The organism is Curvibacter lanceolatus ATCC 14669, assembly GCF_000381265.1.
Taxonomy (GTDB): domain Bacteria; phylum Pseudomonadota; class Gammaproteobacteria; order Burkholderiales; family Burkholderiaceae_C; genus Curvibacter; species Curvibacter lanceolatus.
The window spans coordinates 145,374-169,041 of sequence record NZ_KB906260.1; the positions used below are offsets into that span (position 1 = coordinate 145,374).

The 23,668-nt window shown below is 62.6% G+C and carries 17 protein-coding genes, 2 tRNA genes, 1 pseudogene and 1 riboswitch; of the genes and pseudogenes, 9 read left to right on the plus strand and 11 right to left on the minus strand.

Annotated features, from left to right (window positions below):
• Window positions 1–20 precede the first annotated feature (20 nt).
• Window positions 21–1,094 carry an NAD(P)/FAD-dependent oxidoreductase gene (locus tag F624_RS0115750; RefSeq protein ID WP_019575287.1) on the plus strand — a complete coding sequence of 358 codons (1,074 nt, stop codon included), beginning with the start codon at window positions 21–23 and terminating at the stop codon, window positions 1,092–1,094.
• 776 nt (window positions 1,095–1,870) lie between these two features.
• On the opposite strand, the gene F624_RS35830 is transcribed toward F624_RS0115750, so the two are convergent.
• Window positions 1,871–2,332 (minus strand): hypothetical protein, encoded by a 462-nt coding sequence (locus F624_RS35830; RefSeq protein ID WP_245573645.1) that lies wholly within the window; start codon window positions 2,330–2,332, stop codon window positions 1,871–1,873.
• Between F624_RS35830 and F624_RS36505 the strand changes: the two are divergent.
• A pseudogene (locus F624_RS36505) lies at window positions 2,333–2,929 on the plus strand (histidine kinase dimerization/phospho-acceptor domain-containing protein); the annotation flags it as partial.
• A 42-nt stretch (window positions 2,930–2,971) separates the two neighbouring features.
• On the opposite strand, the gene F624_RS35840 reads toward F624_RS36505, so the two are convergent.
• The 6 genes from F624_RS35840 to thiD all read right to left on the minus strand — a co-directional run bounded on the left by F624_RS35840 (window position 2,972) and on the right by thiD (window position 13,504).
• Window positions 2,972–4,048 carry a hypothetical protein gene (locus tag F624_RS35840; RefSeq protein ID WP_031255195.1) on the minus strand — a complete coding sequence of 359 codons (1,077 nt, stop codon included), beginning with the start codon at window positions 4,046–4,048 and terminating at the stop codon, window positions 2,972–2,974.
• A gap of 300 nt (window positions 4,049–4,348) precedes the next feature.
• Window positions 4,349–8,602: a prealbumin-like fold domain-containing protein gene (locus tag F624_RS0115770; RefSeq protein WP_425387310.1), complete on the minus strand. Its 4,254-nt coding sequence runs from the start codon at window positions 8,600–8,602 to the stop codon at window positions 4,349–4,351.
• Window positions 8,603–8,642: 40 nt separating this feature from the next.
• Window positions 8,643–9,170: a hypothetical protein gene (locus tag F624_RS36510; RefSeq protein WP_425387308.1), complete on the minus strand. Its 528-nt coding sequence runs from the start codon at window positions 9,168–9,170 to the stop codon at window positions 8,643–8,645.
• Window positions 9,171–9,453: 283 nt separating this feature from the next.
• The gene (locus F624_RS0115775) at window positions 9,454–11,379 is read right to left on the minus strand and encodes a hypothetical protein (RefSeq protein ID WP_157443486.1); all 1,926 of its coding nucleotides are present in this window, start codon (window positions 11,377–11,379) and stop codon (window positions 9,454–9,456) included.
• Window positions 11,380–11,671: 292 nt separating this feature from the next.
• Window positions 11,672–12,274, minus strand: coding sequence for a hypothetical protein (locus F624_RS32570; protein WP_019575292.1), 603 nt, complete (start codon window positions 12,272–12,274; stop codon window positions 11,672–11,674).
• Window positions 12,275–12,625: 351 nt separating this feature from the next.
• Window positions 12,626–13,504 carry a bifunctional hydroxymethylpyrimidine kinase/phosphomethylpyrimidine kinase gene (gene thiD / locus F624_RS0115785; protein ID WP_051107430.1) on the minus strand — a complete coding sequence of 293 codons (879 nt, stop codon included), beginning with the start codon at window positions 13,502–13,504 and terminating at the stop codon, window positions 12,626–12,628.
• A 118-nt stretch (window positions 13,505–13,622) separates the two neighbouring features.
• Window positions 13,623–13,754, plus strand: a riboswitch (TPP riboswitch).
• 169 nt (window positions 13,755–13,923) lie between these two features.
• On the opposite strand from thiD, the gene F624_RS0115795 reads away from it, so the two are divergent.
• The 7 genes from F624_RS0115795 to F624_RS0115825 all read left to right on the plus strand — a co-directional run bounded on the left by F624_RS0115795 (window position 13,924) and on the right by F624_RS0115825 (window position 19,711).
• A complete protein-coding gene (locus F624_RS0115795) occupies window positions 13,924–15,039 on the plus strand; it encodes an FAD-dependent oxidoreductase (RefSeq protein ID WP_031255204.1) in 1,116 nt (371 codons plus the stop codon).
• 4 nt (window positions 15,040–15,043) lie between these two features.
• Window positions 15,044–15,241: a sulfur carrier protein ThiS gene (gene thiS, locus F624_RS0115800; RefSeq protein ID WP_019575296.1), complete on the plus strand. Its 198-nt coding sequence runs from the start codon at window positions 15,044–15,046 to the stop codon at window positions 15,239–15,241.
• Window positions 15,242–15,244: 3 nt separating this feature from the next.
• Window positions 15,245–16,060, plus strand: a complete 816-nt coding sequence (locus tag F624_RS0115805; RefSeq protein ID WP_031255207.1) for a thiazole synthase — start codon at window positions 15,245–15,247, stop codon at window positions 16,058–16,060.
• Window positions 16,061–16,068: 8 nt separating this feature from the next.
• Window positions 16,069–17,010: a thiamine phosphate synthase gene (locus F624_RS0115810; RefSeq protein ID WP_031255209.1), complete on the plus strand. Its 942-nt coding sequence runs from the start codon at window positions 16,069–16,071 to the stop codon at window positions 17,008–17,010.
• Between the two features lie 214 nt (window positions 17,011–17,224).
• The gene (locus F624_RS0115815) at window positions 17,225–19,450 is read left to right on the plus strand and encodes a TonB-dependent siderophore receptor (RefSeq protein ID WP_019575299.1); all 2,226 of its coding nucleotides are present in this window, start codon (window positions 17,225–17,227) and stop codon (window positions 19,448–19,450) included.
• A gap of 42 nt (window positions 19,451–19,492) precedes the next feature.
• A tRNA-Asn gene (locus tag F624_RS0115820) sits at window positions 19,493–19,568 on the plus strand.
• Window positions 19,569–19,635: 67 nt separating this feature from the next.
• Window positions 19,636–19,711 (plus strand) — tRNA-Asn (locus tag F624_RS0115825).
• Between the two features lie 87 nt (window positions 19,712–19,798).
• Here the strand turns inward: F624_RS0115825 and F624_RS33455 are convergent.
• The 4 genes from F624_RS33455 to F624_RS0115840 form a co-directional block, all read right to left on the minus strand.
• Window positions 19,799–20,659, minus strand: a complete 861-nt coding sequence (locus F624_RS33455; protein WP_169426611.1) for a sensor histidine kinase — start codon at window positions 20,657–20,659, stop codon at window positions 19,799–19,801.
• A 28-nt stretch (window positions 20,660–20,687) separates the two neighbouring features.
• Window positions 20,688–22,307, minus strand: a complete 1,620-nt coding sequence (locus F624_RS33460) for a PAS domain-containing protein (protein ID WP_169426613.1) — start codon at window positions 22,305–22,307, stop codon at window positions 20,688–20,690.
• 40 nt (window positions 22,308–22,347) lie between these two features.
• Complete coding sequence (locus tag F624_RS0115835) at window positions 22,348–23,145, minus strand: ABC transporter substrate-binding protein (protein WP_031255210.1); 798 nt, start codon at window positions 23,143–23,145, stop codon at window positions 22,348–22,350.
• Window positions 23,146–23,288: 143 nt separating this feature from the next.
• Window positions 23,289–23,663 (minus strand): response regulator transcription factor, encoded by a 375-nt coding sequence (locus tag F624_RS0115840; protein ID WP_019575301.1) that lies wholly within the window; start codon window positions 23,661–23,663, stop codon window positions 23,289–23,291.
• Between the last annotated feature and the right edge of the window lie 5 nt (window positions 23,664–23,668).

Here is a 23,668-nt window from a genome sequence, read left to right on the forward strand (position 1 = left end):
CTGCCGATCCACCCCAGCCCATGAGCCCTGCCCTCCCCATCGAAACCGATGCCCTGGTGATTGGTGCGGGCCCTGTGGGGCTGTTTCAGGCCTTCCAGCTGGGCCTGCAGGGTTTGCGCGCCCATGTCGTGGACACCCTGCACGAGGCGGGGGGACAGTGCGTGGCGCTTTACCCCGACAAGCCGATCTACGACATCCCGGGCATCCCGCGCTGCACCGGGCGCGAGCTTGCAGCCCAATTGCTGGCCCAGGTGCGCCCTTTTGCGCCAGGTTTTCATTTCGGCCAGGAAGTCAGCCACCTGCAACGCCAGGATGATGGCCGCTGGCTGGCCGAGACCACGGCGGGCCAACGCTTTCTGGCGCGCACCGTCTTCATTGCAGCTGGCGTGGGGGCTTTTGTGCCGCGCACCCTGCGGGTCGATGGCCTGAGCGCCTTCGAGGGCAGCCAGGTGCACTACAACCAGACACCCGATGCCACCGCGCTGGCGGGACAACGGGTGGTGGTGACAGGGGGCGACGCCTCCGCCGTGCAGGCGGCGGTCACGCTGGCTGCCGCCGCGCAGGCCGGCAGCCCGGCCCCGCGCCAGGTCACGCTGCTGCACCGCAAAGACGCCTTTGAAGCCGAGCCCGCCTTGCTGCAAGACTTGCAGCAACTGCGCCAGGCCGGCCTGCTGCGCGTGCAACTGGGCCAGCCCATTGGCGTCCAGACCCATGCCACGCCCCAGGGCGAGCGCCTGACGGGGCTGCAGATCGCCACCGACGACGACACCGAGCACACCCTGCCCCTGGACAGCCTGCAGGCCTATCTGGGCCTGTCACCCCGCCTGGGCCCCCTGGCCCAATGGGGCCTGGCCATGGAGCGCAAGCTGCTGCCCGTCGACGCAGCCACCTTCAGCACCGTCGAGACCGGGCTGTTTGCCGTGGGCGACATCAACCATTACCCCGGCAAGCGCAAGCTGATCCTGTGCGGCTTCCACGAAGCCACCCTGGCCGCCTTTGCCGCCGTGGCCCTGGTGCACCCCGAGCAGCCGGTGCGCCTGCAATACACCACCACCAGCACCTTGCTGCAACAGCGCCTGGGCGTGGCGCACTGAAACGCCCGCCCCTGTGGCAGGCCTGGGTCCCAGATCCAGATCCAGATCCAGATCCAGATGCGGTGGCACGGTCGCCGCCCTGCGCACGCACACGCCGGGCAGACCGCGATTCACAGCCCGCTTATTTGTTCTTCAGACGATCTCAAAACCCATTGCCGTGCCCAGAAGATAACAAATCTCTCATTTCAAAAACACGCCCGAGTTATTGAATCCTTGAATTGTCGATTAAATACAATTTAACTTGCAGAAATTAACAGTTCATTGCTTTGAATAGCCAGCCCACGCAGGCAACATGGTGGGCGCGCGCAGGATCACGCCAGCCCCCGTGACTGGGACATTTATTGACAAAATATTCCAATAAATAGAGGATCAAGCGCTTTATTGACGACAAGCCGCTCCAAGCTCGGTATTCAAGACCCTCTCAACCCAGAACGGAATTCTTCATGCTTCGGTCTTTGAATCTGTCTCGACGCCTGTACCTGCTGATTGCCGCGTTCACAATCAGTTTTTCTATTTTCGGACTCTGGTCGTTCAGGACATTGCATGAAATCAAGGTGGGGAGTGAGGTATTTCACCGCATCGGAGAATCAAAAGACTTGGTCTCTGACCTGCTGCCGCCACCGCTTTATATCGTTGAATCGTATCTGTTGTGCCTGCAACTGGACCGGGCCACAGAGGCCGCCCCCTCACCCGATCTGGTGCAACGCCTGCGCTATCTGGAAACACAATACCGGCAGCGCCATGCCCATTGGCAGGAGCGGCTCGCCGACCTGGGTTTACCCGGCAACATGCTGGATGACCTGAACGTTGCCGCCGAAGCCTTCTTTGACGAAGTCTGGCAGAACTACCTGCCCAGCCTGGAAAACCACCATTCGCAGGCGCGCCAGCGCTCCCTGGAGAGACTCAACACCCTGTACGAACAGCACCGCCACGCGGTGGACATGACCATCCCGACCGCCGAAGCCCACAGTACCCGGGAAGAAGACTGGGTGGCACAGCATGTCGGCGCAGAAACCCTGTGGCTGCTCGCAGTGCTGGTGCTGTCGCTGCTGTCGGCCATTGGCCTGGCCCACCTGATCCTTCGCAGCATCACGGGCCCCCTGGCCAAGGCAGTTGATGTGGCGCAGCGTGTGGCCGCTGGCGACTGGCAGCCAGCCCCCGCATGCCAAGGCTACCGCGACGAACCCGGGCAGTTGCTGACGGCTCTTTATGCCATGGCGGCCACGCTGCAACAGCAAATGGAGGCCCTGGGCCAATCCGAGGCACGGTCACGCCATGCCCGCGAGTTGCTGGAAAAGCTGATCGAATCGGCCGACATCATCGTGGTGGGGGTCGATCCCCAAGGCTGCATCACGCTGTTCAACGACGCGGCGGTGCGCGCCAGCGGCTACCAGCGCCAGGACGTTCTGGGGCTGGAGTGGTCGACCATCCAGGCCCGGCTGAACCCGGAACTGCGCCTGGACGACATCGGCTCCGATCAGCGCAATGCCGTGCAAGAGCGCACTTACGACATCACCCACCTCAGCGGCGAGCGGCGACGCATCATCTGGCGTTTCACCGAGCCTTTGCCTCAAGACGCCATGCATGTAGCAGCGGGTGATGTGGCCGAGATCTCCTTCGGCATTGACGTCACCGAGCAATTGCAGGCCGAGAAGGCCCTGCGCGACGCCATGGCTGCAACCGAGGCGGCTCACCAGAGTCGTGACGATTTTCTGGCCGGCATGAGTCACGAGATACGCACCCCCATGAACGTCATCATGGGCATGACCGGCCTGGCCCTGCGCACCGAATTGCCAGAAACGGCCCGGCATCACCTGGACCGTGTGGTGGCCGCCTCACACAGTTTGATGCGGGTCATCAACGACGTGCTCGATTTCTCACGGATCGAGGCCGGCAGGCTCAGCCGCCTGAGTGAGCCCCTGCGCGACGCCAGTGACCGCCGTGCCAGGCGCCAGCACACTCAGGCTCTGCAACACCCATCCGTTGTTGCCAGAGAAACTGTAATCACCCGCAGCGCCGCTACGGACCGTGAGTTGCAGGCTGAGCGGCAGGGGGGACAGCGCCGGGGTCACGGCGCAGCCCAGCGGGGTGTGCGCGGCGATGCACGCGCTCGGGGTCTGCGCGGCGTTGGCGCCCAGCGGATCGACCGCAGCCTTGTTGACGGCCGGCACACCAGAGGCTGCAGGCAGCGGCGTGACACGGATGCTGAAGCCGGCCGTGCCTGTGCCAGCGGGCACCCCCCCGGCCGGCAAGGTGAGGGTGCAGGTCAGCAACTGCCCCGTGCTCAAAACCCCGCTGGGCACGCAACTCACGGCACTGGGGGTCACCGTGCCCGTGCTGGCCGACGCGGCATTGTTGTATTGGAAGTTGGGCGGCAACTGGTCGTACACCACCAGGCTGGTACCGGTGGGTTGAGTGCCAGCCCCATTGCTGAGCAGCAAGGAATACTCCGCCGGCAAACCCACGATCAGGCGGCTCGGGTTGGTTTTGCTCAAGCTCAAAGGGGGGGCACTGACCGTGTGCGCCAACACCGCGCACCCTGAGGGGTTGTTGTTGGTGATGCAGGCCGCGGGGCTTTGCACGGCATTCTGGCTGCTGGGGTCGATCTGGGCCTTGTTGACCACAGCCTGGCCGGCCAGTACCTCGCCCGGTGTGACCTGCAGATCGATCTTCACATGGCCCCCTGCCGGAACACCCCCCGGCGGCAGTTGCACGGTGCAGGAGAGCAACAGGCCCGTGTCATAGGTCGTGCCATTGAGCACCCCACACACCGGCGCATTCAACAGGTTCACCGTGCCACCGGTGTTTGCAGCAGCGCCGGCAAACGCCATCTTGGGGGGCAGCTGTTCGTAAAAGGTCAGTGTCGGGTTGCTGCCTCCGATGCCGCTGTTGCTGATGGTGAGCGTGTAGCCCCCCCGAACCCCAGCCATCAAACCGGTCGTGGTCTTGTTCATGCTGAGCAGCGGTGGGAGCGGTGTGATCGACCAAGCCCCGGCCTGGCCGGCATTGCCGCCAGCAGCCAGCGCCGGCACACCATAGAACTGACCACTGGCCGTGCTGTAGCAAGAACTGCCCGCCGAGGCCTGAGTGCCTTCGGCCCTGCGATCGCGGTGCCCAGTTCCCCCCAGACCTGCTGCGGCACCTGAACCCCCACCATACCCGGACGGTCACAAAGATTTGACAAATGGCGTTTCGAACCCCGATTCACAGGCCGAACGGTAACGATCAGACGCCGGGAGGACAGGCAAGGGTTCTCAATGCCGCCGCCCCTCCGCCGGGCCCCACGAATGAACGCGAAGTGGACACCCGCTGGCTATCGCTACCGAATCAGACAGCCGAATGGCCGTCAGCGGCCCGGCCGAGTTGTTGCTGTAGACCACCTGATACTCGACATACTGCCCCGGCTGGGCCTGGTTGCTGGTGGCAAAGGCTTGGGTGTCGGCCGCGGTGCTGGGACAACTCTCGACACGCCGCACCTGCTTGAACAAGCTCAGGGTGCCGCCCTGGGCGCTGCCAATCGTGCTCACATCCACGCGAGTGAGCCGGTTCACCACAGCCCCCCAGACCGGCGCGGGCTGGTAGGTCTCCAGGGCCTGCAGCGTGCTCAGGTTGCGCGCGCTCGCACCCAGGCCAGCCGGGCTGTTGACCTTGAGCAGCAAGCAAAGCTGCTGCCCCGCCTGCACGCTGACGGCACCCGTCAGCCCCACCTCACCCGAGTCAAGACGCCCGTTGCAATTGCTGTCGCTGTAGATCAGGCTGCTCCAGCGGTCGGTGCTGCTGCTGGGCTGATCGCTGCTGCTGAACACCACACTGGCCGAGGTGCCCGCCACATAGTGGTGGGCATAGAAAACACTTTGGCCTGACACGAGTTGCTGGGCGCCCTCACCCAGCAACTGGCTCATCGGCACCTCGCCGAACAGCACGCCGCTGTAGCGGGTGCTGGCCGCCAGCGTGAAGCGCAAGGTCTGGGTGGCCGGGTTGTAGCTGCCTGCGGTGTTGCCCAACTGGTAGCTGACGCTTGCATAGCCCGCGGGCTGGGTCTGCGTCAGGCACACCGGGCCGGCTGGCGCCGCACTGGTGCTGAGTGCAAACATCCCGCCGCCGTCTGTGGTGGCGGTGGCATACACCACCTTGGCACAGTCGGTGAGCTGCACCAGCACACCGGCATGACCCGTTTCGCCGCCGTTTTGCACGCCATCGTGCGCCACGCCGCCCGTGCCCACGCCGTTGTCGAGGATCACCTGCCCGCTCAGGCTGTAGTCACCCAAGCTGTTGTTGACACTGCACACCAGCGAAGCCCCGGCCCGCAACACGCTGGCGGGCAACTCGAAACTGTTGCCACCGCTGATAGACGGGTTGATCACGCTGGCCGGATTCCCCGAATTGGCGGCATTCTGGTCAAGGCAGCTCACGCTGGTCAGCAACCAACCCGCTGGGCTGGCCAGCGTCAGCCGGGTCGCCACGCCGGTTTGTGCCAGCGCCTGGGCTGTGCCCGTGACGGGGGTGCCTGCGGTGATCACGCTCAAGCTTTGACTCGCCCAGCCATTGTTGCCCGTGAAAGTCACCGTGCCCGGCACACTGCTGCTGAGTTGCAGTTGCAACATCAACAGCGGCCCTTGCACCGTGAGTGCCGGGGTCACCGCGCAACCTGCCGGCACGGCATTGGCGGTGCAGCTGGCCGGATTCTGGACCGCGTTGGCCCCACTGGGATCAACCATGGCCTTGTTGATCAGGCTTTGGCCCGCAGCGGCCAGCGTCGGCTTGACATCGATGCGGAAATTGGCGTTGCCACCGGTGGCGGCCAACCCCCCGGACAGGGTGACCGTGCAGGTCAGCAGTTGACCGGTTTCCACACTACCGCTGGCGCTGCAACTGACTGCCGTGGGCGTCACAGAGCCACCACCGACCGGTGCGGCCCCCACATAGGCCAGATTGGGCGGAAGCTGGTCATAGACCTTGATGCTGGAGGCACTGGCCGTGCTGCTGAGGTTGACCAGGCTCAGGGCATAGGACGACGTTTGATTCGCGGTCATCGACGCTGGGTTGGACTTGTTGAGCAGCAAACCGCTCGGATTGGTGTAGAGAACCGAGCAAAGCAGGCGCGCACCAGGCGCAATATAAGCAGCTGCAATTTGGAACTCGACGTTGGGAGTGCCTGAGCCCGGATTGGGATAAAGACCCAATTGGGTGATGGCAGAAGCAGGCAGCACGCTCGGGTTGCCGCTGTTGGGCGCATTGAGGTCGGTGCAGCTGTAGACCCCCGTGTAGCCCATGTAATTGGCTTCGCTGTTGGGGTACGGTTTTGAGCGGGCGTTCACAGCCACCTGGGTCGGCGTGTACACGTTGGCCAGGACCACGTCGATGCTGGCTGCCGACTGCCAAGGATCACCCGTCTTGGTCAGGGCCTGCCCGTTCATGTTGCCCGGGGTTGCTGTGCCATAGCCATTGGCATTGGCCGATCCAGGGATCATCCAGGTACCTGACCAATTGGCCCCTGTGGAGGTCGATGGCGGGCCCGGCGGACTCTTGTACGCCGCATACCAGCTCAAGGTGCTGCGCTGCGCCAGCGTGAGGGTGCAATTGATCAGGCGATCCGCCCCGGTGGCCGCGCTGTCGAAACTGAAGCTTCGGTCAGCGGCATTGAACGTGGCGACACCCGTGGCAGGATTGCCCTGCGTGTCGGTGATGGTGCAACTGCCGCCCTGCACCAGGCTGGTGGTGCTGACCACGATGCGTGCCCCCAGGCCCGTGTTCAAAGCTTGTGCCGGTGTGCTGCCCAGGCTTTGCGCCGGGGTTCCCAGTGCGCCCCCCGATGTGGCGCCCGTGGTGACATTGGCATTGACCCAGCCCGCCCCGCCGGTGCTGCCCCCCGTGGCACTGCCGCTGCCAGCGGGGTTGCTGAAGCTGGCACTCAGTCCGTCGCCGCCTTGGCCCACCACCGAAAAGCTGACAAAAGGCTTGAGTGAGCCAATCGACAAGGCAGGCGCCACGGCACACCCCGCCATCGGCACGCCGTCGGCGGTGCAACTTGCTGGGGTTTGGACCGCATTGGCCCCCGTGGCGTCGACTGCCGCCTTGTTGATGCTGGACGGTGCTGGGGCCTGGGGCGTGACGTTGAGCTTGATACCGACCTGCCCGCCGTTGGCCGGGATGCCGCCGGCGGGCGGGTACAGGTTACAGGTCACCAGCTGCCCGGCCGCGACCGTGCCCGACGCCGAACAACTGCTGGCGGCCGTCAGCGTGAGGCCACCTGGGGGGGTGAACACCGTCATGCCGGTGTACTGCACATTGGGCGGCAACTGATCCCACACCACGGTATAGGGCGTACTGGTCGCTGCCGTGCCTTTGTTGCTGAGCACCAGGTTGTAGCTGCCCGAGGCACCGACCTGCAGGCTGGCCGGGTTGCTTTTGCTCAGGCTCAGCAGAACGCTGCCCAAAGTGACGTTGCAGCTGACGGCATTGCCCAGGGCCGTGGCCTTGGCGTCCAGGCTCAGGCTGGTGGCGCTGAAGCTGACACTGCCGCCCCCCAAGCCCGTGCAAGTGACAGCGCTGATCGCCTGCCCACTGACACTGCTGCTCAGGTTGAGTGTGGTGCTGGCCGAAGTCGTGAGGGCCTGGGGCTCGCCTGTCACGGGCGTGCCCGCGGTGCCGATCGTCAGCGCCTGTGGGGCCCAGCCGTTGTTGCCGCTGAAGGTATAGGTGCCAGGCTGGTTGCCCTTGAGGGTCAAGCTCAGGCTCCGGCCGCCCACGGTCAGGGCGGTCGTGACAGCACATCCTTGGGGGGTGCCATTGGCGGTACAGGAGGCCGGGCTGAGGGCCGCACCAGACCCTGTCGGGCTGGTAATGGCGACGTTGCGCACCGATTGCCCCAACGCGGCCGCGGTGGGTCGAACAATGATCTCGAAACTCATGGTGTTGTTGGCGGGAAGCGGCGGCTGTCGGGTGATCTGGCAGGTCAACAACAAGCCGCTGGCCACATCGCCTGAAGGCGTGCAAGACACCGCAGACAGCCCGCCGCCGGACACGGGCCTGGCCGACACGAACTCCATGTTGGGGGCCAATTGATCGACCACATTGAGCACCGGGTCCATGACAGAGGTGGTTGAAGCGGCCACCCCCAGGGTGTAGCTGGCGGCCACCCCGGGCACCAGTTGCGGCGGGTTGGCCTTGCTCAGGGTCAGGCCCGCCTTGCCGTAGATCATCTTGCAAACAATCTGGGCACCCGGCTTGATGTAGCTGGCCGGCACCGTGAAATTGGCTTGGGGCCAAGTGAAAGGAAGCCGCCAGCTGTCCGTGGGGTTGCCGCTGAGATTGGCGGCGCTGTCAGAACAGACCAAATCCGTGATGTACCAACTGGGGCCAAAGCTGCCACCGACATATTCGCCGTAGACCGTTCCATAGTTGGCCCAACCGTTGAAACCCCCCATCTGGGTATCGGTGTACAACTTGGTCAGCGGGGTAGCCGGCCATGTGTAGTTGCTGTTACTGACGATGACCCCGGGCACCATCAAAGACGCCGCGCCACTGTCGGTCCGCTGTAGGCGGTGTTCATAGCGGGCGATGGCGTTCCACTCGTCCTGCTCTACCGGTCGGTAGGCAAAGCCGATCTGCTGGCGCTGCAACAGCGTGCTGGTGCCCGTTGCGGTGCGGCTGCGCGTGTCGCTGACGATGGAGCGGGCCAGCAGGCTCCAGTCGCGGTCGATCTTGAGGGCCACCCGGCACGGCGTTGGAGGTGTAGTTGCCGAGTTGGCTGGCCCCACTGCCTTCGATTTGATCGATCAGCTCGATCTTGGACAGCGTGTCCTGACCGTAATTGCGCACACGCAGGGTGAAGGACACCGTGGCCGTGCCGTCCGGGCTGCCGGTGGCATCCAGATTGACGATGGGCTGGCTGGCCTGTTTGGCCACACCGATGCGGTCGGTGTCGAAGGGAACCTGCACGTACACCTCGTTGGAGGGGCTGAGCAGGGGCATTTTGTCGACGGAGAACATACCGGCCGCGATGTTCGGAATCACGGTGCCCGGAGGGGCTACAGCAGCCATCGCACTCAGTGCCAACAGCGATGCCAGGAGCATGGCCTGTGTCCCACGGACGCAAACCGTTCGAAACAAGAAGCTCAAAGATCGCTGCATGGCAGGTGGTTCCGGGCAAAGGTGTTGCCCGCCTGATCGGTATCAGATCGGTGCAACAAAGGAGTGAAACCGCGTCTGCACACGCCCAGACAGGGGCTGGCAGAGGCCATTTCATACAAAGGGTGGGACAGGCTGGCATGCAGCCTGTCGAGGCATCAGGCCCAAAGGCCTGGGCTTGTTCGTTCACCCTCTTCGCTGGGCGAAGAGGGTGAACGTGACCAGTTACTTACTGGCTGAGTTGCACGCCAAAGGTCAGCGTCAAGGTACCGCCGGGGCCCATGGTGGTCGCCGTGCCGCAGGTGACACCCGTGGTGCCTGCCACATGGCCGAGGCTGATCGCACCGGTGGTGTTGCTGCCAACGCACTGGCTGGGCGGCTGGATCGGTGCCCACACGGTGTAGGCCGGAACCATGTCATTGATGCTGACATTGCTCAGGGGCGTCGCGCCATTGTTGGTGGCGGTGATCTGGTAGATCACGCAGGTACCAGGCTTCTGCGTCAGAGTGACCGTGCTGAAAGCGGCGGTCGCACCGGTGCAAGCCAGGTCAGCCGACTGGGTCTTGACCACAACCAATTGCTTGGCCGTCTGCGCCGTGGTGCTGTCGACGTTGTTCACCGTGCCGCAATCGTCGCCAGGCGCCGGCTTGTCGGTCACCGTCAAGGTCGCGTTGTTGACGTGACCATCCGAGACACCCGCAGGGGCAATCACGGTGAGACGCAGCTTCCACTGCTTGCCCGACAGCAGCTGAGGTACGGTGCCACCAGCACCCAGGGGCGAGGTGACCCCGGTGCTGTCGTCAATGTAGGCCACGGCATAGCTCCAGCCAGCCGCCACGTCAGCAGGCGGCATGGTGACGGTCACGCTGAACCCGCCTGTACCGCAGGTCTGGGTGCCCGCGTTGCTCAGGGTGTGCAGGTAGACCACCGAGCCGGGGGTCGAGACCTGACCGGTCTGGCTGGAGGTCAGCAGCAGCTTCTTGAAGGTGGCAGGCTTGACATCCACCGCGTCTTGCAAGATGTCGCTGACAGGGAAGCCGGTGGAGCCATTGGTCGTCGAGATGGCCTGGAAGTAGATCGGCTGAATCACATTGGTCACGGCGTTGGCGCCAGGCGTCACGCATGCCACCACTTGCAACTGGGCACCCGCAGCCACGGCCAAAGGCATGGTCACGGGAGCTGGCATGGTTGTGGCGGGAGGCGTGGGCACGCAGCTGGTGCCTGCGGCGTAGTAGCTCACCGTCCAGGATGCGGGCAGGTTGCCAGGGAAGGCATTGGTGCCGCTGGCATCCAGCTTGAAGCTGTTGTCCTGGGTATCGTTGTTCTTGATGAACAAGGGGAAGGCCACGGGCACGCCCGGGGTGGTCCCCAGGGTCAAGGTGGGGTTGGGGCTGGGGCCTTGACCCAAGTCACCATTGCCCACCAGGCCCGAGCCGGTACCGGCGGCACTGTTGGTCAGATCAACGCCTGCGGCCTGAACCACTTTGGTCACCTGGTCCCAGACCGAGTCGAGGGTGAGGTTCGCGCTGGCGATCGAGGATGCGGTGACCAGCACGTTGAACGGACCAGCGCCCACCGAAACGGTCGCCGGCAGGATGGCCTTGACCACCACCACCACATTGGCGCCAGGCTCGAGGGGACCGGTATCCGGAACGCCGTCGTTGTTGGTGTCCAGCAGCGGTGTCAGGCCATCGGACTTGAACAGGTCAAAACGAGTCCCTGCGGGGTAGCCATTGGTGGTGTCGTTGGTCGTTTTGATGTTGAACGAGTCGGTGCCATTGCCTGAAGGCAGGCCGGTGCCATTGGCGTCGGCGTAGATGGCAATCTTGGTGAAAGGTGGCACGCCTGCCAGCGTTTCAGCCACGCTGAGCTTGAACTTGTCCGAGCCGTTGCCGGTGTTGGTCAAGGTGTGCGGCATGTAAACCGTGTTGCCTGCGGCAGCCGACTTGGTGTTCGAGTCGACCAAGGTGAAGCCGCCCACCTGCTGAACAATCGTCAGAGCGTTGTTGGACTTGGACTCTTGTTGGGTGCCGCCCGAGTCGATGTAGCGCGCCAGCGCTTGGTTGCCGATTTCAGTGCCCGCCGCCGGTGGTGCGGCATGGGCGGAACCGAAGGTGACCAAAGTGCCCAGAACCAGGGTTCCTACCCAGTTCATGAAGCTCTTGCGGCCACCACCATGTGGACCAGAGTTGATTTTCAAAATAGCCTCCTGCGTCGACTCTGGTTCAAGGTAGCTGCAAATCGCACTGCCTGATTTTCAACAGGCGAGCAACATCAAGGCGACTCGAAAATCACCCCGAAACCTTGAACCAAAGCCGACTTGAAGAAAAATCCCTGTCACCGATGAATAGCAACAGGTCAAGGACATCCACACGCCGACTATTCGGCCTATGAAGATGAGGAGTTTTGAATTGATCCGTTGAAAACCGGATCAATCCATCATGAGATTACTTGCGAGAGATTGAGGCAGCTTGGCCCGAATCATTTTTAAGCGCAGATTTGAAAGACTCAAGTTGCGCGCGCGCAGACACCGTTTGCGTGGAGCCAGGTGCCAACTGACCCAACTCCCATTTCAGCGAACGGTACTGAACATAGGGAACCGGCTCGACCTGAACATTGCCGTTGACGCGCACCTGACGCGTCAGGGGTTCAGGTGCATAAGCACCGCTGGCAGTCGCTGCCAGGGCCTTTCCGGGGCCCGGACGGGCTGTTTTGGGAAGGTACTCCATGCCCTCGGGAATCGGCAGAATGGCCTGCAGACCCATCACGGGTTTGCCATCTTGATTGGTGTAGCTGGCGCGGTACTCAATGACGTCACCTGGCTTGATGGATTGAGCGTCTACCAGGGTTTCTTTTCCATTTTCCGATGTGACCACTTTGTATTGGTCAAGTCGCACTTTCACTGGGGCGGCCTTGGTGCTCACAGCCGTGTCGCTGGATTTAGCAACCGGCTGCGCCCAAGTCAGAGACTGAAAACCTGCCAACAGAAAAACAAAAAGGATTTTCTTGATACAAGCATGCAAGCCCGAATGGCTGATATTCAAAAACATAAACAAACCTTCTTTGCGATAAACATTGACAACACAACTTGGTGGTCACACTCATAAAACCATTTGTTGCGTGTGTAATCTTAGTAGTGCACCTCGGACGCCAATGTAGGAGAAGGCCGCAGATTGCCATGTGAATATTTGAATCAATATGAAAGCATTTAAGACAGGTTCAGCGTGAATTTCGCACACATATGGAAGAAATGACATCCAAAGGATTGAAAAATCGCATCAACGGCATGACCAATATATGCGCTAGATGCAACTGATACGTCGCAAAACATCATTACGTCCAGCTTACGACAAGGCCTACCCCGCGCCAGGAGCACGCCAAGACCCCTTGGATGTAGCGGATTAGATTGCGAGGCGGCGCATGGGCAATGGGGCAAATCCATGGTTCAGAGGCCCATGACCCTGGCCCGTGTGGACGTAGGCACCCGCCTCGATGGCTTGAAGGATGTAAGACCTGGCCGCACGGACGGCCTGTGGCAGAGCCGCCCCCAACGCCAACTCACAGGCGATGGCGGCAGACAGCGTGCAGCCCGTACCGTGCACGTTGACGCTGGCAACGCGGGGGCTGGCCAGGTGCAGGTGCTCGCCGTCAGCCATCAACAGCAAATCGACCACCTCATTGCCCGGCAGGTGCCCCCCCTTGAGCAGCACGGCCCGGGCCCCCAGCGCGATCAGGCGCTGCGCGGCGGGCAGCAATTGCTCTACTCGGGTGATGCGTTGCCCTAGCAGGCATTCAGCCTCATCGAGGTTGGGGGTCACCAGGGTTGCATGGGGGAACAGCGACGCCACCATCACCTCGACCGTCTCGTTCGCCATCAACATATCGCCGCTGGTCGCCACCATCACAGGGTCCACCACCACCTGCGTCCAACCATGCCGCTGAATGGCCGCCACCACCGCATGCACCACATCAGGTGTGGCCAGCATGCCGGTCTTGACGGCATCAACACCAATGTCTTCAGCCACGGCATCGATCTCCTGGACCAGATGCGCCACCGGCACCGGGTGCACGGCGCGTACACCCTGTGTGTTTTGGGCTGTGAGTGCCGTGATGGCGGTCATCCCATAACAGCCGTGGGCCGCGATGGTCTTGAGGTCGGCCTGGATACCGGCGCCACCGCCGCTGTCGGATCCCGCGATGCTCAATACCCGCGGGTATCGGCAGACCTGGATCTGTTCTGGGCTGGCTGGGGCGGAAACGAGGGAAGCATCAGAGGTCATGGAAGGGATGTAGGTCGAGCCCAAAAGTGGCCGATTATGGCGACCGCAAGTCCTGATTGGACGACAGGAAACTGCGCTCTCTGCCTGAACGGCTGCCACACGTTGCATAATCCAGCCGCGGATGAAACAGGGGTGCCTGTCGGATGTTCATGCGGTGCAGACAGCACTGCGGTGACTTTGACCTGGCTGAGAAAGACCCTCATGACCCGATCCAGATCATGCTGGCGTGGGAAGTTTCAAACATCAACGACGCGTGGCCTCGTTTCGTCCTCAACCCCTGCATCCAGGTAAAGGACTGACGACATGCCCCCTCTGAAAGCCCCAGGCACTCGCCTCAACGCGACTTCGCCGAACGTCCCACTTTCCCGTTCAACGTCCACCGGCCCTGCTGCCATGCCGACCGACGGTTGCGTGCTGCCATGCTGATACGACCCAACCAGACGGTCGTGATCCTGGGGGCAGGATTGATGGGCCGCATGCTGGGTCTGCAGTTGTTGCGCGCAGGCCACCCGGTCACGCTGCATGACGCCGCAGGCCCCGATGCCGATGGGGCAGCGGCCCGCGTGGCGGCGGCCATGCTGGCCCCCTTGGCGGAGTCGGCCATCACCGAACCTTGTGTGGTGCGCATGGGGCAGTACGCGCTCGAGCGCTGGCCCGAGCTGCTGGGGCAATTGCGCCATCCTGTTTTCTTTCAGCGCGCGGGCACGCTGATTGTCTGGCACCGGCAGGATCGGGCCGAAGCAACCCGATTCGAGGGCCTGCTGCGATCCACCCAGATGGCCGTGCCGGGTCTACCCCAACTGCTGCCCCTGAACGCGACCGAATTGGCCCAGCAAGAACCAGCACTCGCCCAGCGTTTTCACCAGGGTCTGCTGCTGCCCGGCGAAGGGCAACTGGACAACCGGGGCCTGTTGCAAGCCCTGCTGATTGAATTGCAGGAAGAAGGCGCCAAGCTGCACTGGAACAGCCCTCAGACACCCGCCGCCTTCGAGTGGGATGAGGACTGCTTCGTCATCGACTGCCGAGGCATGGGTGCACGCCTTCAATGGCCGGGCCTGCGCGCCGTGCGCGGCGAGGTGGTGCGACTGCATGCCCCCGAGGTGAGCCTGGCACGCCCCACCCGGCTGATCCACCCCCGATATCCGATCTACATCGCCCCCAAACCAGACCATGTGTTCGTGGTGGGCGCCACCGAGATCGAGAGTGACGACAACAGCCCGGCCAGCGTGCGCTCCACCCTGGAATTGCTGAGCGCCGCTTACACGGTGCATCCTGGGTTTGCCGAGGCCCGCATCCTCGAACTCAACACCCAGTGCCGCCCCACCCTGCCCGACAACCTGCCACGCTTGCGGCGTTGCGGGCCACGCTCGGTGCAGATCAATGGCTTGTACCGACACGGCTTCATGATTTCGCCGGCCATCACCGATGTCGCCATGGCCTGGCTCACACGAGGCGATACCCAACTGGCGGAGCAACTGGGCGTGGCGCTGGACAACCACGTCGAATCGCCCAACCCGCAGACCGAAACCGCCTGAACCCATGGACATCAAAGTCAATCAACGCCCCGTGCAGATCCCCCAGGACGGCACCCTGGACGAACTGCTGTGCAGCCAGGGCTTCACGCCACCGTACGCGGTGGCGATCAACACGCGCTTCATCCCACGGTCGGCCTATGCCCAAACCCACTTGCAGGCAGGCGACCGCGTCGAAGTGATCACCCCAGTCACCGGAGGCTGAGCCATGAACGCACCAAGCAACCCATCGCACGATCCCCTGATTCTTTACGGCCAGTCGTTTGAGAGCCGGCTGATGCTCGGCACGGCCCGCTACCCCTCACCAGCCACCCTGGAAGCCGCCGTGCGCCTAGCCCGGCCGGCGATGCTGACGGCCTCGCTGCGCCGCCAGGCCAGCGCAGGCGCGGGCGCCGCCCAGGACAACGAGTTCTGGCGCCTGCTCCAGACCCTGAATGTGCCGGTGCTGCCCAACACCGCAGGCTGCCACACCCCCCAGGAGGCCATCACCACGGCCCAGATGGCCCGCGAGGTGTTTGAAACCGACTGGATCAAGCTGGAGCTGATTGGCGATGACTACACCCTGCAACCCGACACACTGAACCTGGTGCCGGTGGCCGAGCAGTTGATACGTGACGGCTTTCGCGTGCTGCCTTACTGCACCGATGACCTGGTGCTGTGTCAGCGCCTGGTCGACGTGGGGTGCCAGGCCGTGATGCCCTGGGCCGCCCCCATTGGCACCGGCAAGGGGCCGATCAACCCAAGCGCACTGCAGACCCTGCGTGAGCGCCTGGACGTGCCGCTGATCGTGGACGCCGGGCTGGGTCGACCATCGCACGCCTGCACCGTGATGGAGTGGGGCTTTGATGCCGTGTTGCTGAACACCGCCGTGGCCCTGGCCCAGAGCCCGGTGAAGATGGCCGACGCCTTCGCCAAGGCGGTGGCCGCCGGGCGGCAAGCGCACTTGGCCGGCGCCATGCAGGCCCAGGACAACGCCCAGCCCAGCACCCCGGTGCTGGGCACCCCTTTCTGGCACCACGCCTGAGCGGTAACATGACACACGCCACCCACGCTGATATGTTGGCCCAGGCCATCCTGAGCACACACCAAGCCCGCTTTGGCGGCCCCGGGATCCTGCCCGCCACCTCGGAGACGCCATCCCTGCCTGTCGTACAGCAAGCCGCCTGGCGCGCCTGCAGGGCGCTGGGCTTCATTGACGTCGATGCCACCTGCCTGGCCCAGGCCTGGCAGGCGCGTACTGAACGCACCGGACGCGCCGACGATCTGAGCTGGCCCGACCAGCCGCAGGACTTCGGCCTGGGCCGCTACCCCGCCAACCAGCCAGCCTTTGCGACATGCCCCCAGGCGCTGGGTCTGTACGTGGTGGCGCCGGACGCGAACTGGATCGCGCGTCTGGCCCACATGGGCATCCCGACTTTGCAGTTGCGCTTCAAGTCGCAAGACCTGGCCGCAGTGCGATCTGAGATCAAGGCAGCCTTGGCGGCCGTCCGGGGCACCGATGTACGGCTTTTCATCAATGACCACTGGCAGATTGCCCTGGAAGAAGGTGCCTGGGGCGTCCACCTGGGGCAGGAAGACCTGACAGCGCTGGGCGCAGCCAACCTGGCCACCCTGCGCAACGCCGGCGTGCGCCTGGGGGTCAGCACCCACGGGTACGCCGAAATGGTGTTGGCCGATCAGGTGCGGCCCAGTTACATCGCCATGGGCGCGGTCTACCCCACCACCTTGAAAGCCATGGCCACGGCGCCCCAAGGTGTTGCCCGTCTGATGGCCTACGCCGATCTGCTGCGCCGCCAACAGCCCCCCTATCCCTTGGTGGCCATCGGCGGCATCGATCGCGAGCGCCTGAGCGAGGTCTTGCCCAGCGGAGTCGGCAGCGTGGCCGTGGTGCGGGCCGTCTTGGCCGCCGCCGACCCCCAGGCAGAAGCCCAGGCCTTGATGCGGGCCATGAAGGGCTCTGCCGCTGAAGCTTGACGGCCTGTTTACAATGCCGTCATCTCGCAGTCACACTGCCTGCGAGGCCGCTAGGGGTGTCCCGGAGGTTCTGCCTCCCGGACTGAGAGAGTCCCTTTGAACCTGATTGAGATCATCCTCGCGCAGGGAAGCCCGCCGTGCCAGCCGCCGCATCGCCGATGCTTGTGCGCGCTGCCACGCGACTGCTTTGCGCCAGGATCACGGAAGCCACGCCATGACCTGCCGACATCGTTCCCCCACCCACACCCTGACCCCTTGTGCCATTGCCGCTTTGCTGCTGATGAGCCCAGTGGCCTGGGCACAGGACGCCAGCCTCCAACCTGTGGTCGTCAACGACCGGACATCTGCCCCGGTGGCCGACGTGACCGGCTTCGGGGATGTGCCGGTACGCGAAGTTCCTGCCTCGGTCACCGTCATCGGCCGGGAGCAACTGGATGCCCTGGGCGCGCGCAGGCTGGCTGACTTGACCACCCTCGACGCCTCGGTCACCGATGGCTACAACGCACCGGGCTATTGGGATTTCCTGACCATCCGCGGCTACACGCTCAACCAGAACTACAACTACCGTCGTGAAGGCCTGCCGATCAATGCCGAGACCGTGATCCCGCTCGACAACAAGGAACGCATCGAAATCTTGAAGGGCACCAGCGGCATCCAGGCGGGGACCAGCGCACCGGGTGGCCTGGTCAACTACGTGGTGAAGCGCCCCACCGAAACGCCTCTGCGTGAACTGACGCTGGGCCTCAGCGAACGTGGCAGCCGTCTGCTGGCCCTGGATCTGGGCGGCAGAACCGACAACAAGGTGATTGGCTATCGGCTCAACATCGCCCATGAAGACATGCGGCCCCTGATCGACGCGACCCATGGACACCGCGACCTGTTCGCGCTGGCGCTCGACGCGCGGGTCAGCCGGGACACCTTGGTGGCGGGCGAATTCGAATGGAGCAGCCACACCCAGGCCAGCGTGCCCGGACAGAGCCTGCTGGGCAGTCAGTTGCCCGCGGTGGGCAATCCCAACGTCAATCTGAACAACCAGCCCTGGTCCAAGCCCAACAATTTTGACAACCTCACCGGCACGCTGCGGGTGGATCAGCAGATCAACCAAGCCTGGAGCTGGCAGGCCCAATACGGCCGCCAGAAGCTCAAGAGCAATGACCGCCTGGCCTACCCCTTTGGTTGCAGCGACCCGGTCAGCGGCGCCTACTATGCAGACCGCTATTGCCCGTCGAGCAGCACCGGCAAGGCCAATGTGGGCCTGGCCGACATCTACCAGTTTGAGAGCAACAACGAGCGCCGCACCCAGCAAGCCGCACAATTCAAGCTGCAGGGCAATGTGCGCTGGGGCAGCGTGCAGCACCTGGTCAGCACCGGCCTGCTGCGCAGTGTGCTGAACAACCGCTTCGGTTTTCAGGCCGATGCATCTGCCCCGGTGGGCCAGGCCACCACGGACGGTCAGACCAGCATCCCCAGCCCGAATCCGCCGCTGGCTTTCATCACGCCCAACACCAACCGGGACGAATACTCAACCGAGTTGTTCGTGCAAGACATGGCGCGATGGACCCCCCGCTTTGCGACCTGGGCCGGCCTGCGCCACACCGAACTGGATCGCCACAGCATCCAGACGGACGGGGGACGGGAAACGCGATATCGACAAAGTTTCAACAGTCCCTGGCTGGGCGCCAGTTACGACCTGGGCTCAGGACTGTCGCTGTATGGCAGCTGGGGGCGCGGCACGGAATCTGCCGTGGCACCCAACCGCCCCTACTACGCCAACGCAGGCTCGGCCCTCCCTGTGGCAGTCAGCACTCAGAAGGAAATTGGATTCAAGCAGGCCCTGTCCCAGGGTGCCTGGCAGGCGAGCTACTTCGACATCCGCCGCCCTGCCCTGTATGAAACTCAATTGGCCGGCAGCAGCACCGCCGCCCAGCTTTGCCCCAACAATCCCACCGATTGCCGCATCCAGAGCTTTGACGGCGATGCCCATCACCAAGGGCTGGAGTTGTCGGGCGACCTGCGCCTCGGCGCATGGCGTCTGGGCGGCAGCGGCATGTGGCTGCGGGCAGTGCGCGACAGTGCGGATGCCAGCATCAATGGCCACACCCCGAGCAACGTGCCTTCCCGTGTGTTGCGACTGCGGGCCGACTACCTGGTGCCTCAGGTACCAGGCCTGACGGTTGGTGGCAGCATCAGCCACGAAGGCCCGCGCAAGGTGATCGACAACAGCGCCGAGCAGGTGTCGCTGCCATCCTGGACCCGCGTCGACGCCCTGCTGAGTTTCCAGCAGAAGCTCTCGCCAGAGACACGCACACTCTGGACCTTCGGGGTGACCAATCTGTTTGACCGCGGCTACTGGCGCGAGTCGCCGACCAGCTACGGGCACCTCTATCTGTACCCAGGTGCTGCAAGAACTTTGCGTCTGACGATGAAAACCAGCTTCTGAGTTCTCAAGCCCCAATTTTTGTGTATATAATCTAAGTCTTGTTCCTCGATAGCTCAGTCGGTAGAGCGCCGGACTGTTAATCCGTAGGTCCCTGGTTCGAGCCCAGGTCGAGGAGCCAAGATTCATTGCTAGTTTTCTGTTGAAGCACGACCACCCAGGTTGTCTTGTTGAGACAGTACCGATATTCCTCGATAGCTCAGTCGGTAGAGCGCCGGACTGTTAATCCGTAGGTCCCTGGTTCGAGCCCAGGTCGAGGAGCCATTCAAAGGTCTTGCAGGCTAATGCCCGCAAGACCTTTTTTCTTTTGGCCGCCCCACTTCATGTCGAGCGAGACGGAGACATGGCCCTTCACGTCAAAGGCATGGGCTGACTCTCAGCACTGCCGGACCTGGCCGGAAAATAAATGTGGAACTCTGCGCCGCCATCGGACACATTGCAGGCCCGGATCCGGCCACCATGGCCTTCAACAATCTTGCGACAAATGGCCAGGCCAAGCCCCGTCCCGCCCGATCCATTCTTGGTTTTGCTCGATTGGACGAAGGCTTCAAAGATCTTCTCCAATTCAGCCTCGGGAATACCGGGGCCATGATCGCGCACAACGATGTGAATTTCACTGCCATCGCCGATCTGGGCAGACAACGAAACCGTTTGATCATTGGGTGAAAATTTGACCGCATTGGCCAAGACATTGCGGATGACCTGCTGAAAGCGCAAAGGATCGGCCCGCGCCACCAAAGGCAGATCTGACAAGTCCATGTCGAGAGAAAGATTTTTGCGCGCCAGCAAAGGCCCCATTTCACGGGCCACCGGCCTGATCAATGAGCGCAGATCGACACTTTCAAGATGAAACGTCCCCACCGTGCTTTCGATCTTAGAGACATCCAACAGATCGTTGACCAATGCCAGCATGCGCTGCCCCGAGGCATTGATGTCGTGGAACATGGCCACGATACGGTCGCTGCCCTTGCCCCGCATCACACCCAACTCCGAAAACCCAATGATGGATTGCAGTGGCGTGCGCAGTTCGTGGCTGATGTTGGCAACAAATTCTGATTTGGAGCGCGACGCTTCTTCCGCCACATCGCGCGCCTCGCGAATGGCGCGCTCCGCCTCGCGGAATTCAGTTACATCGGTGAGCACTGTCAACACCCCGATGAGAGCCCCCGACTCGCCCGGCACCATCACCTTGCTGATCAAGACATCCCGCATGCCCATGTCGTAGCGCGAGATGCGTGACTCAAAACGGACCTCCCCCCCCCTGCCGAACCAGTTGCGCCTCCGAATGCTCGTGCAACTGGGCCTCGTTGACCGGCAAAAAATCGGCGAAGCGCTTGCCAATCACCTGGCCGCGGTCCAAGCCCTTGAACTGCTCCCAGGCCTTGTTCACCATCACCAGGCGCCCCATCTCATCCGCCATGGACGTGGGCTCAGGACTGATTTCAAGCATCAATCCAATCAGCGACAACTGCATCTGCAGTTGTCGCTGGGTCTCCAGCAACTCAGTGATATCGACCGCACTGCCAGCAAAAGCGGTGATTCGCCCGTCCACCAACAAAGGCACGACGGCCAATTCGAAATGGCGAGTGCGGCCGTCGGCCCCCACCGTGGAGGCACGGCAATGCCGAACGCCGTCCAGATGATCCAACGCGAACAAAGTGGTGCGGTCGGTGGGACGCTCAGGCACCAGCACATCCAGCACACTGCGACCCAGCGCCTGGTGCGCCTGAGCACCTAACAACGCAGCCCAGCGGGCATTCACATAGGTCACCACACCCGAGGCGTCAGTGCGAAAGATCAGCTCCTGCAAGCTTCGCAGCAGCACACTCAATTCACGTTCACTGCGTACCACTTGATCACGCGCTCGATCGAACAACACACGGGACCGCTCTCGAGCCCGCAAGCTGCGGTACAAAACAACTGCCATGCCCAGCAGCAAGAACACAACCACCAAGCCCGTCACCAACACAGGCCGTGCCCGTGCCAGCCAACGCTGCGTGGACGCCGCTTGCGCCTGCTCGACCAAGACGACCAAGGGCCAGGCCCTGGAGGCTCGGAAAGCCACCAACGTCTCCTCACCCAAGTTCGAATGCTCACGGTAGCTACCATGCTCCCGCGCCACTTGGCGCTCACTGAAAAGGCTGTGATGCGCCAGACTGAGCCCCGGAGCCTCGACCATGTCCACCGTGCTGGTCAACAACAGACCCGTATAACTTGTCACAAGAATCGACAGGGGGTTGTCACCTATCACTTGACGCTGAAAGTTCACCAGGGCGTCGGGGTTGATCAGGGCGACCACGAGCATGGGCTGCCCCCCAGCCAAGGCAAAGCCATACAACATGGGAAGACTGTTGATACCGGAGCGCAATCCCGCCTGGGACGCCCCCAACTCAAAATCTGCCAGGCTTCGGCCTCGGATCAAAGGGCCCAACAAAGACTGACCGCGCGCAGGGCGTGGCCCCAAAAGAGAAAGATTGACCTGCCGCTGCACATCACCAGCCGCCGAGCTGACCAGAACCCGGCCTTGAGCGTCCAGAACAGCAATCGAACGAACAAAGGGAACACTCCCAAGCGCTTGCGTCAATTGCCGGCTCAAATGCGGAATATCGGCCTGCGAATCCTGCAGCAGAACCGTCTCAGCAAGGGAGTTCTGCACCACGGCCACGGCATCAAAAGACCGACTGGCATGGTCCTCGATCACCCGCGCATAGAGTTCCTGCTGCCGCAGGTCCTGCTCCACCACCTGCTGATGACCACGCCAGGACATCCAGACAATCGCCATCAACAACAGCAAAGCAAACAGCACACCAGTGAACAGTGCGAGCTGGCTCGACAACCACTGGGCCGATGAGTGTTTCAAGGAAGAGTCTTGCCGCATTGAACCCGTGCCCAACCGCCCGTCAAGGCTGAACCACCATAGAGTCCAGTCCATGCCGTCTGGCATGGGACTCAAGACGACCGTCTTTTTGAATACGGGCCACGAAGTCATCCACCACGGCGTACCAGCTTTCGTCCCCTGGCTTCACAGCATAGCCATAGGGCATGACATGGAAAGGCTTCGGCGGGGAGATCAATGTGGCCCAATCAGCGTTATCTAGCAAGCGACGGCTGTAAGGATAATCGGTCATGAACACATCGATGCGTCCAGCCTCCAGTTCGCGCTCCCGAGTCTGGGGAGGCTTGATGTTGATGAGCTTGGCGTATTTCAGAGAAGCCGCCATCACAGGCTCCATGAAGGTTCCGGACTGGACTCCGACCAGAATGCCCGGCCGGTCAATGTCTGCCCACTGCTTGATCGTGGCACTGCCGCGCGTGGTGATGGCATAAATATCGCTACGCAAATAGGGCCGGGTGAATCGCAGATGCTGCATACGTTGCGCAAGCATGGCCACCGCAAACATGGCAATATCGCAGCGATCACCCACAAGATCGGGCACCAGGGAGGCGAAGCTTGAATCAACGAACTCGACTTTCATCGACAGGTCTGCTGCCAACTCGTGGGCCAGATCAATATCGATCCCGACCAACTGTCGGGTGCGCGGGTTGCGGTAGGTGATTCCGTAATAATCCGGCCAAATGCAGACACGAACGGCCTTGCTCGTCTGCACACGGTCATGAACGCTACCAGCCATCAGCGTCGGCACCGCCATCGTGAGCCCCATGGCCAGGCACCAACCCGCCAGAAACCGAACCACCATGATCTACTCCTGGTATCCACCATCTGCCCATTGTCTTGGCGACAGAATCACACAATGCACCGAAGGCAGTGCCTCGTATTGCCGTCAACGCCCGGCAGTGCCCCTGTCGCTGTTCACGGTCGGTGTGCCGCCCACTGCAGGCTTCACGACGAAGCCTCTTCGAGTTTGTTGATGGTTTCGATCAACTGCAACAGGCTGAACGGCTTGACCAAGTACTCGTCCGCCCCCGCCTCAAAACCTGCCGCGCGGTCCTCGCTCTGGCCTCGAGCGGTCAACAGAATGACCTTGGAACGAGCAAGTTGCGCGTTCGCCTTGATTCGGCGACAAACTTCCAGGCCATCAATGCCTCCCGGCATCATCACATCGAGCAAGACCAGATCCGGATGCAACTCCTCAGCCAAGTTGAGACCAGCCTGCCCATCCGCTGCTTCGAATATTTCGTACGCCACAAACTCCATGGTCATTCGCAAAAGCTTGCGAATATCCGCATGGTCATCGACGATCAGTATTTTTTTCATGCAGT

Excerpts from the sequence above, each read along its gene's own strand:
- F624_RS0115750 (WP_019575287.1), top strand. The coding sequence starts at position 21 with ATGAGCCCTGCCCTCCCCATCGAAACCGATGCCCTGGTGATTGGTGCG.
- F624_RS35840 (WP_031255195.1), bottom strand. The coding sequence starts at position 4,048 with ATGAACAAGACCACGACCGGTTTGATGGCTGGGGTTCGGGGGGGCTAC.
- F624_RS0115770 (WP_425387310.1), bottom strand. The coding sequence starts at position 8,602 with ATGGTGCCCGGGGTCATCGTCAGTAACAGCAACTACACATGGCCGGCT.
- F624_RS36510 (WP_425387308.1), bottom strand. The coding sequence starts at position 9,170 with ATGCTCCTGGCATCGCTGTTGGCACTGAGTGCGATGGCTGCTGTAGCC.
- F624_RS0115775 (WP_157443486.1), bottom strand. The coding sequence starts at position 11,379 with ATGAACTGGGTAGGAACCCTGGTTCTGGGCACTTTGGTCACCTTCGGT.
- F624_RS32570 (WP_019575292.1), bottom strand. The coding sequence starts at position 12,274 with ATGTTTTTGAATATCAGCCATTCGGGCTTGCATGCTTGTATCAAGAAA.
- thiD (WP_051107430.1), bottom strand. The coding sequence starts at position 13,504 with ATGACCTCTGATGCTTCCCTCGTTTCCGCCCCAGCCAGCCCAGAACAG.
- F624_RS0115795 (WP_031255204.1), top strand. The coding sequence starts at position 13,924 with ATGCTGATACGACCCAACCAGACGGTCGTGATCCTGGGGGCAGGATTG.
- thiS (WP_019575296.1), top strand. The coding sequence starts at position 15,044 with ATGGACATCAAAGTCAATCAACGCCCCGTGCAGATCCCCCAGGACGGC.
- F624_RS0115805 (WP_031255207.1), top strand. The coding sequence starts at position 15,245 with ATGAACGCACCAAGCAACCCATCGCACGATCCCCTGATTCTTTACGGC.
- F624_RS0115810 (WP_031255209.1), top strand. The coding sequence starts at position 16,069 with ATGACACACGCCACCCACGCTGATATGTTGGCCCAGGCCATCCTGAGC.
- F624_RS0115815 (WP_019575299.1), top strand. The coding sequence starts at position 17,225 with ATGACCTGCCGACATCGTTCCCCCACCCACACCCTGACCCCTTGTGCC.
- F624_RS33455 (WP_169426611.1), bottom strand. The coding sequence starts at position 20,659 with ATGCGGGATGTCTTGATCAGCAAGGTGATGGTGCCGGGCGAGTCGGGG.
- F624_RS0115835 (WP_031255210.1), bottom strand. The coding sequence starts at position 23,145 with ATGGTGGTTCGGTTTCTGGCGGGTTGGTGCCTGGCCATGGGGCTCACG.
- F624_RS0115840 (WP_019575301.1), bottom strand. The coding sequence starts at position 23,663 with ATGAAAAAAATACTGATCGTCGATGACCATGCGGATATTCGCAAGCTT.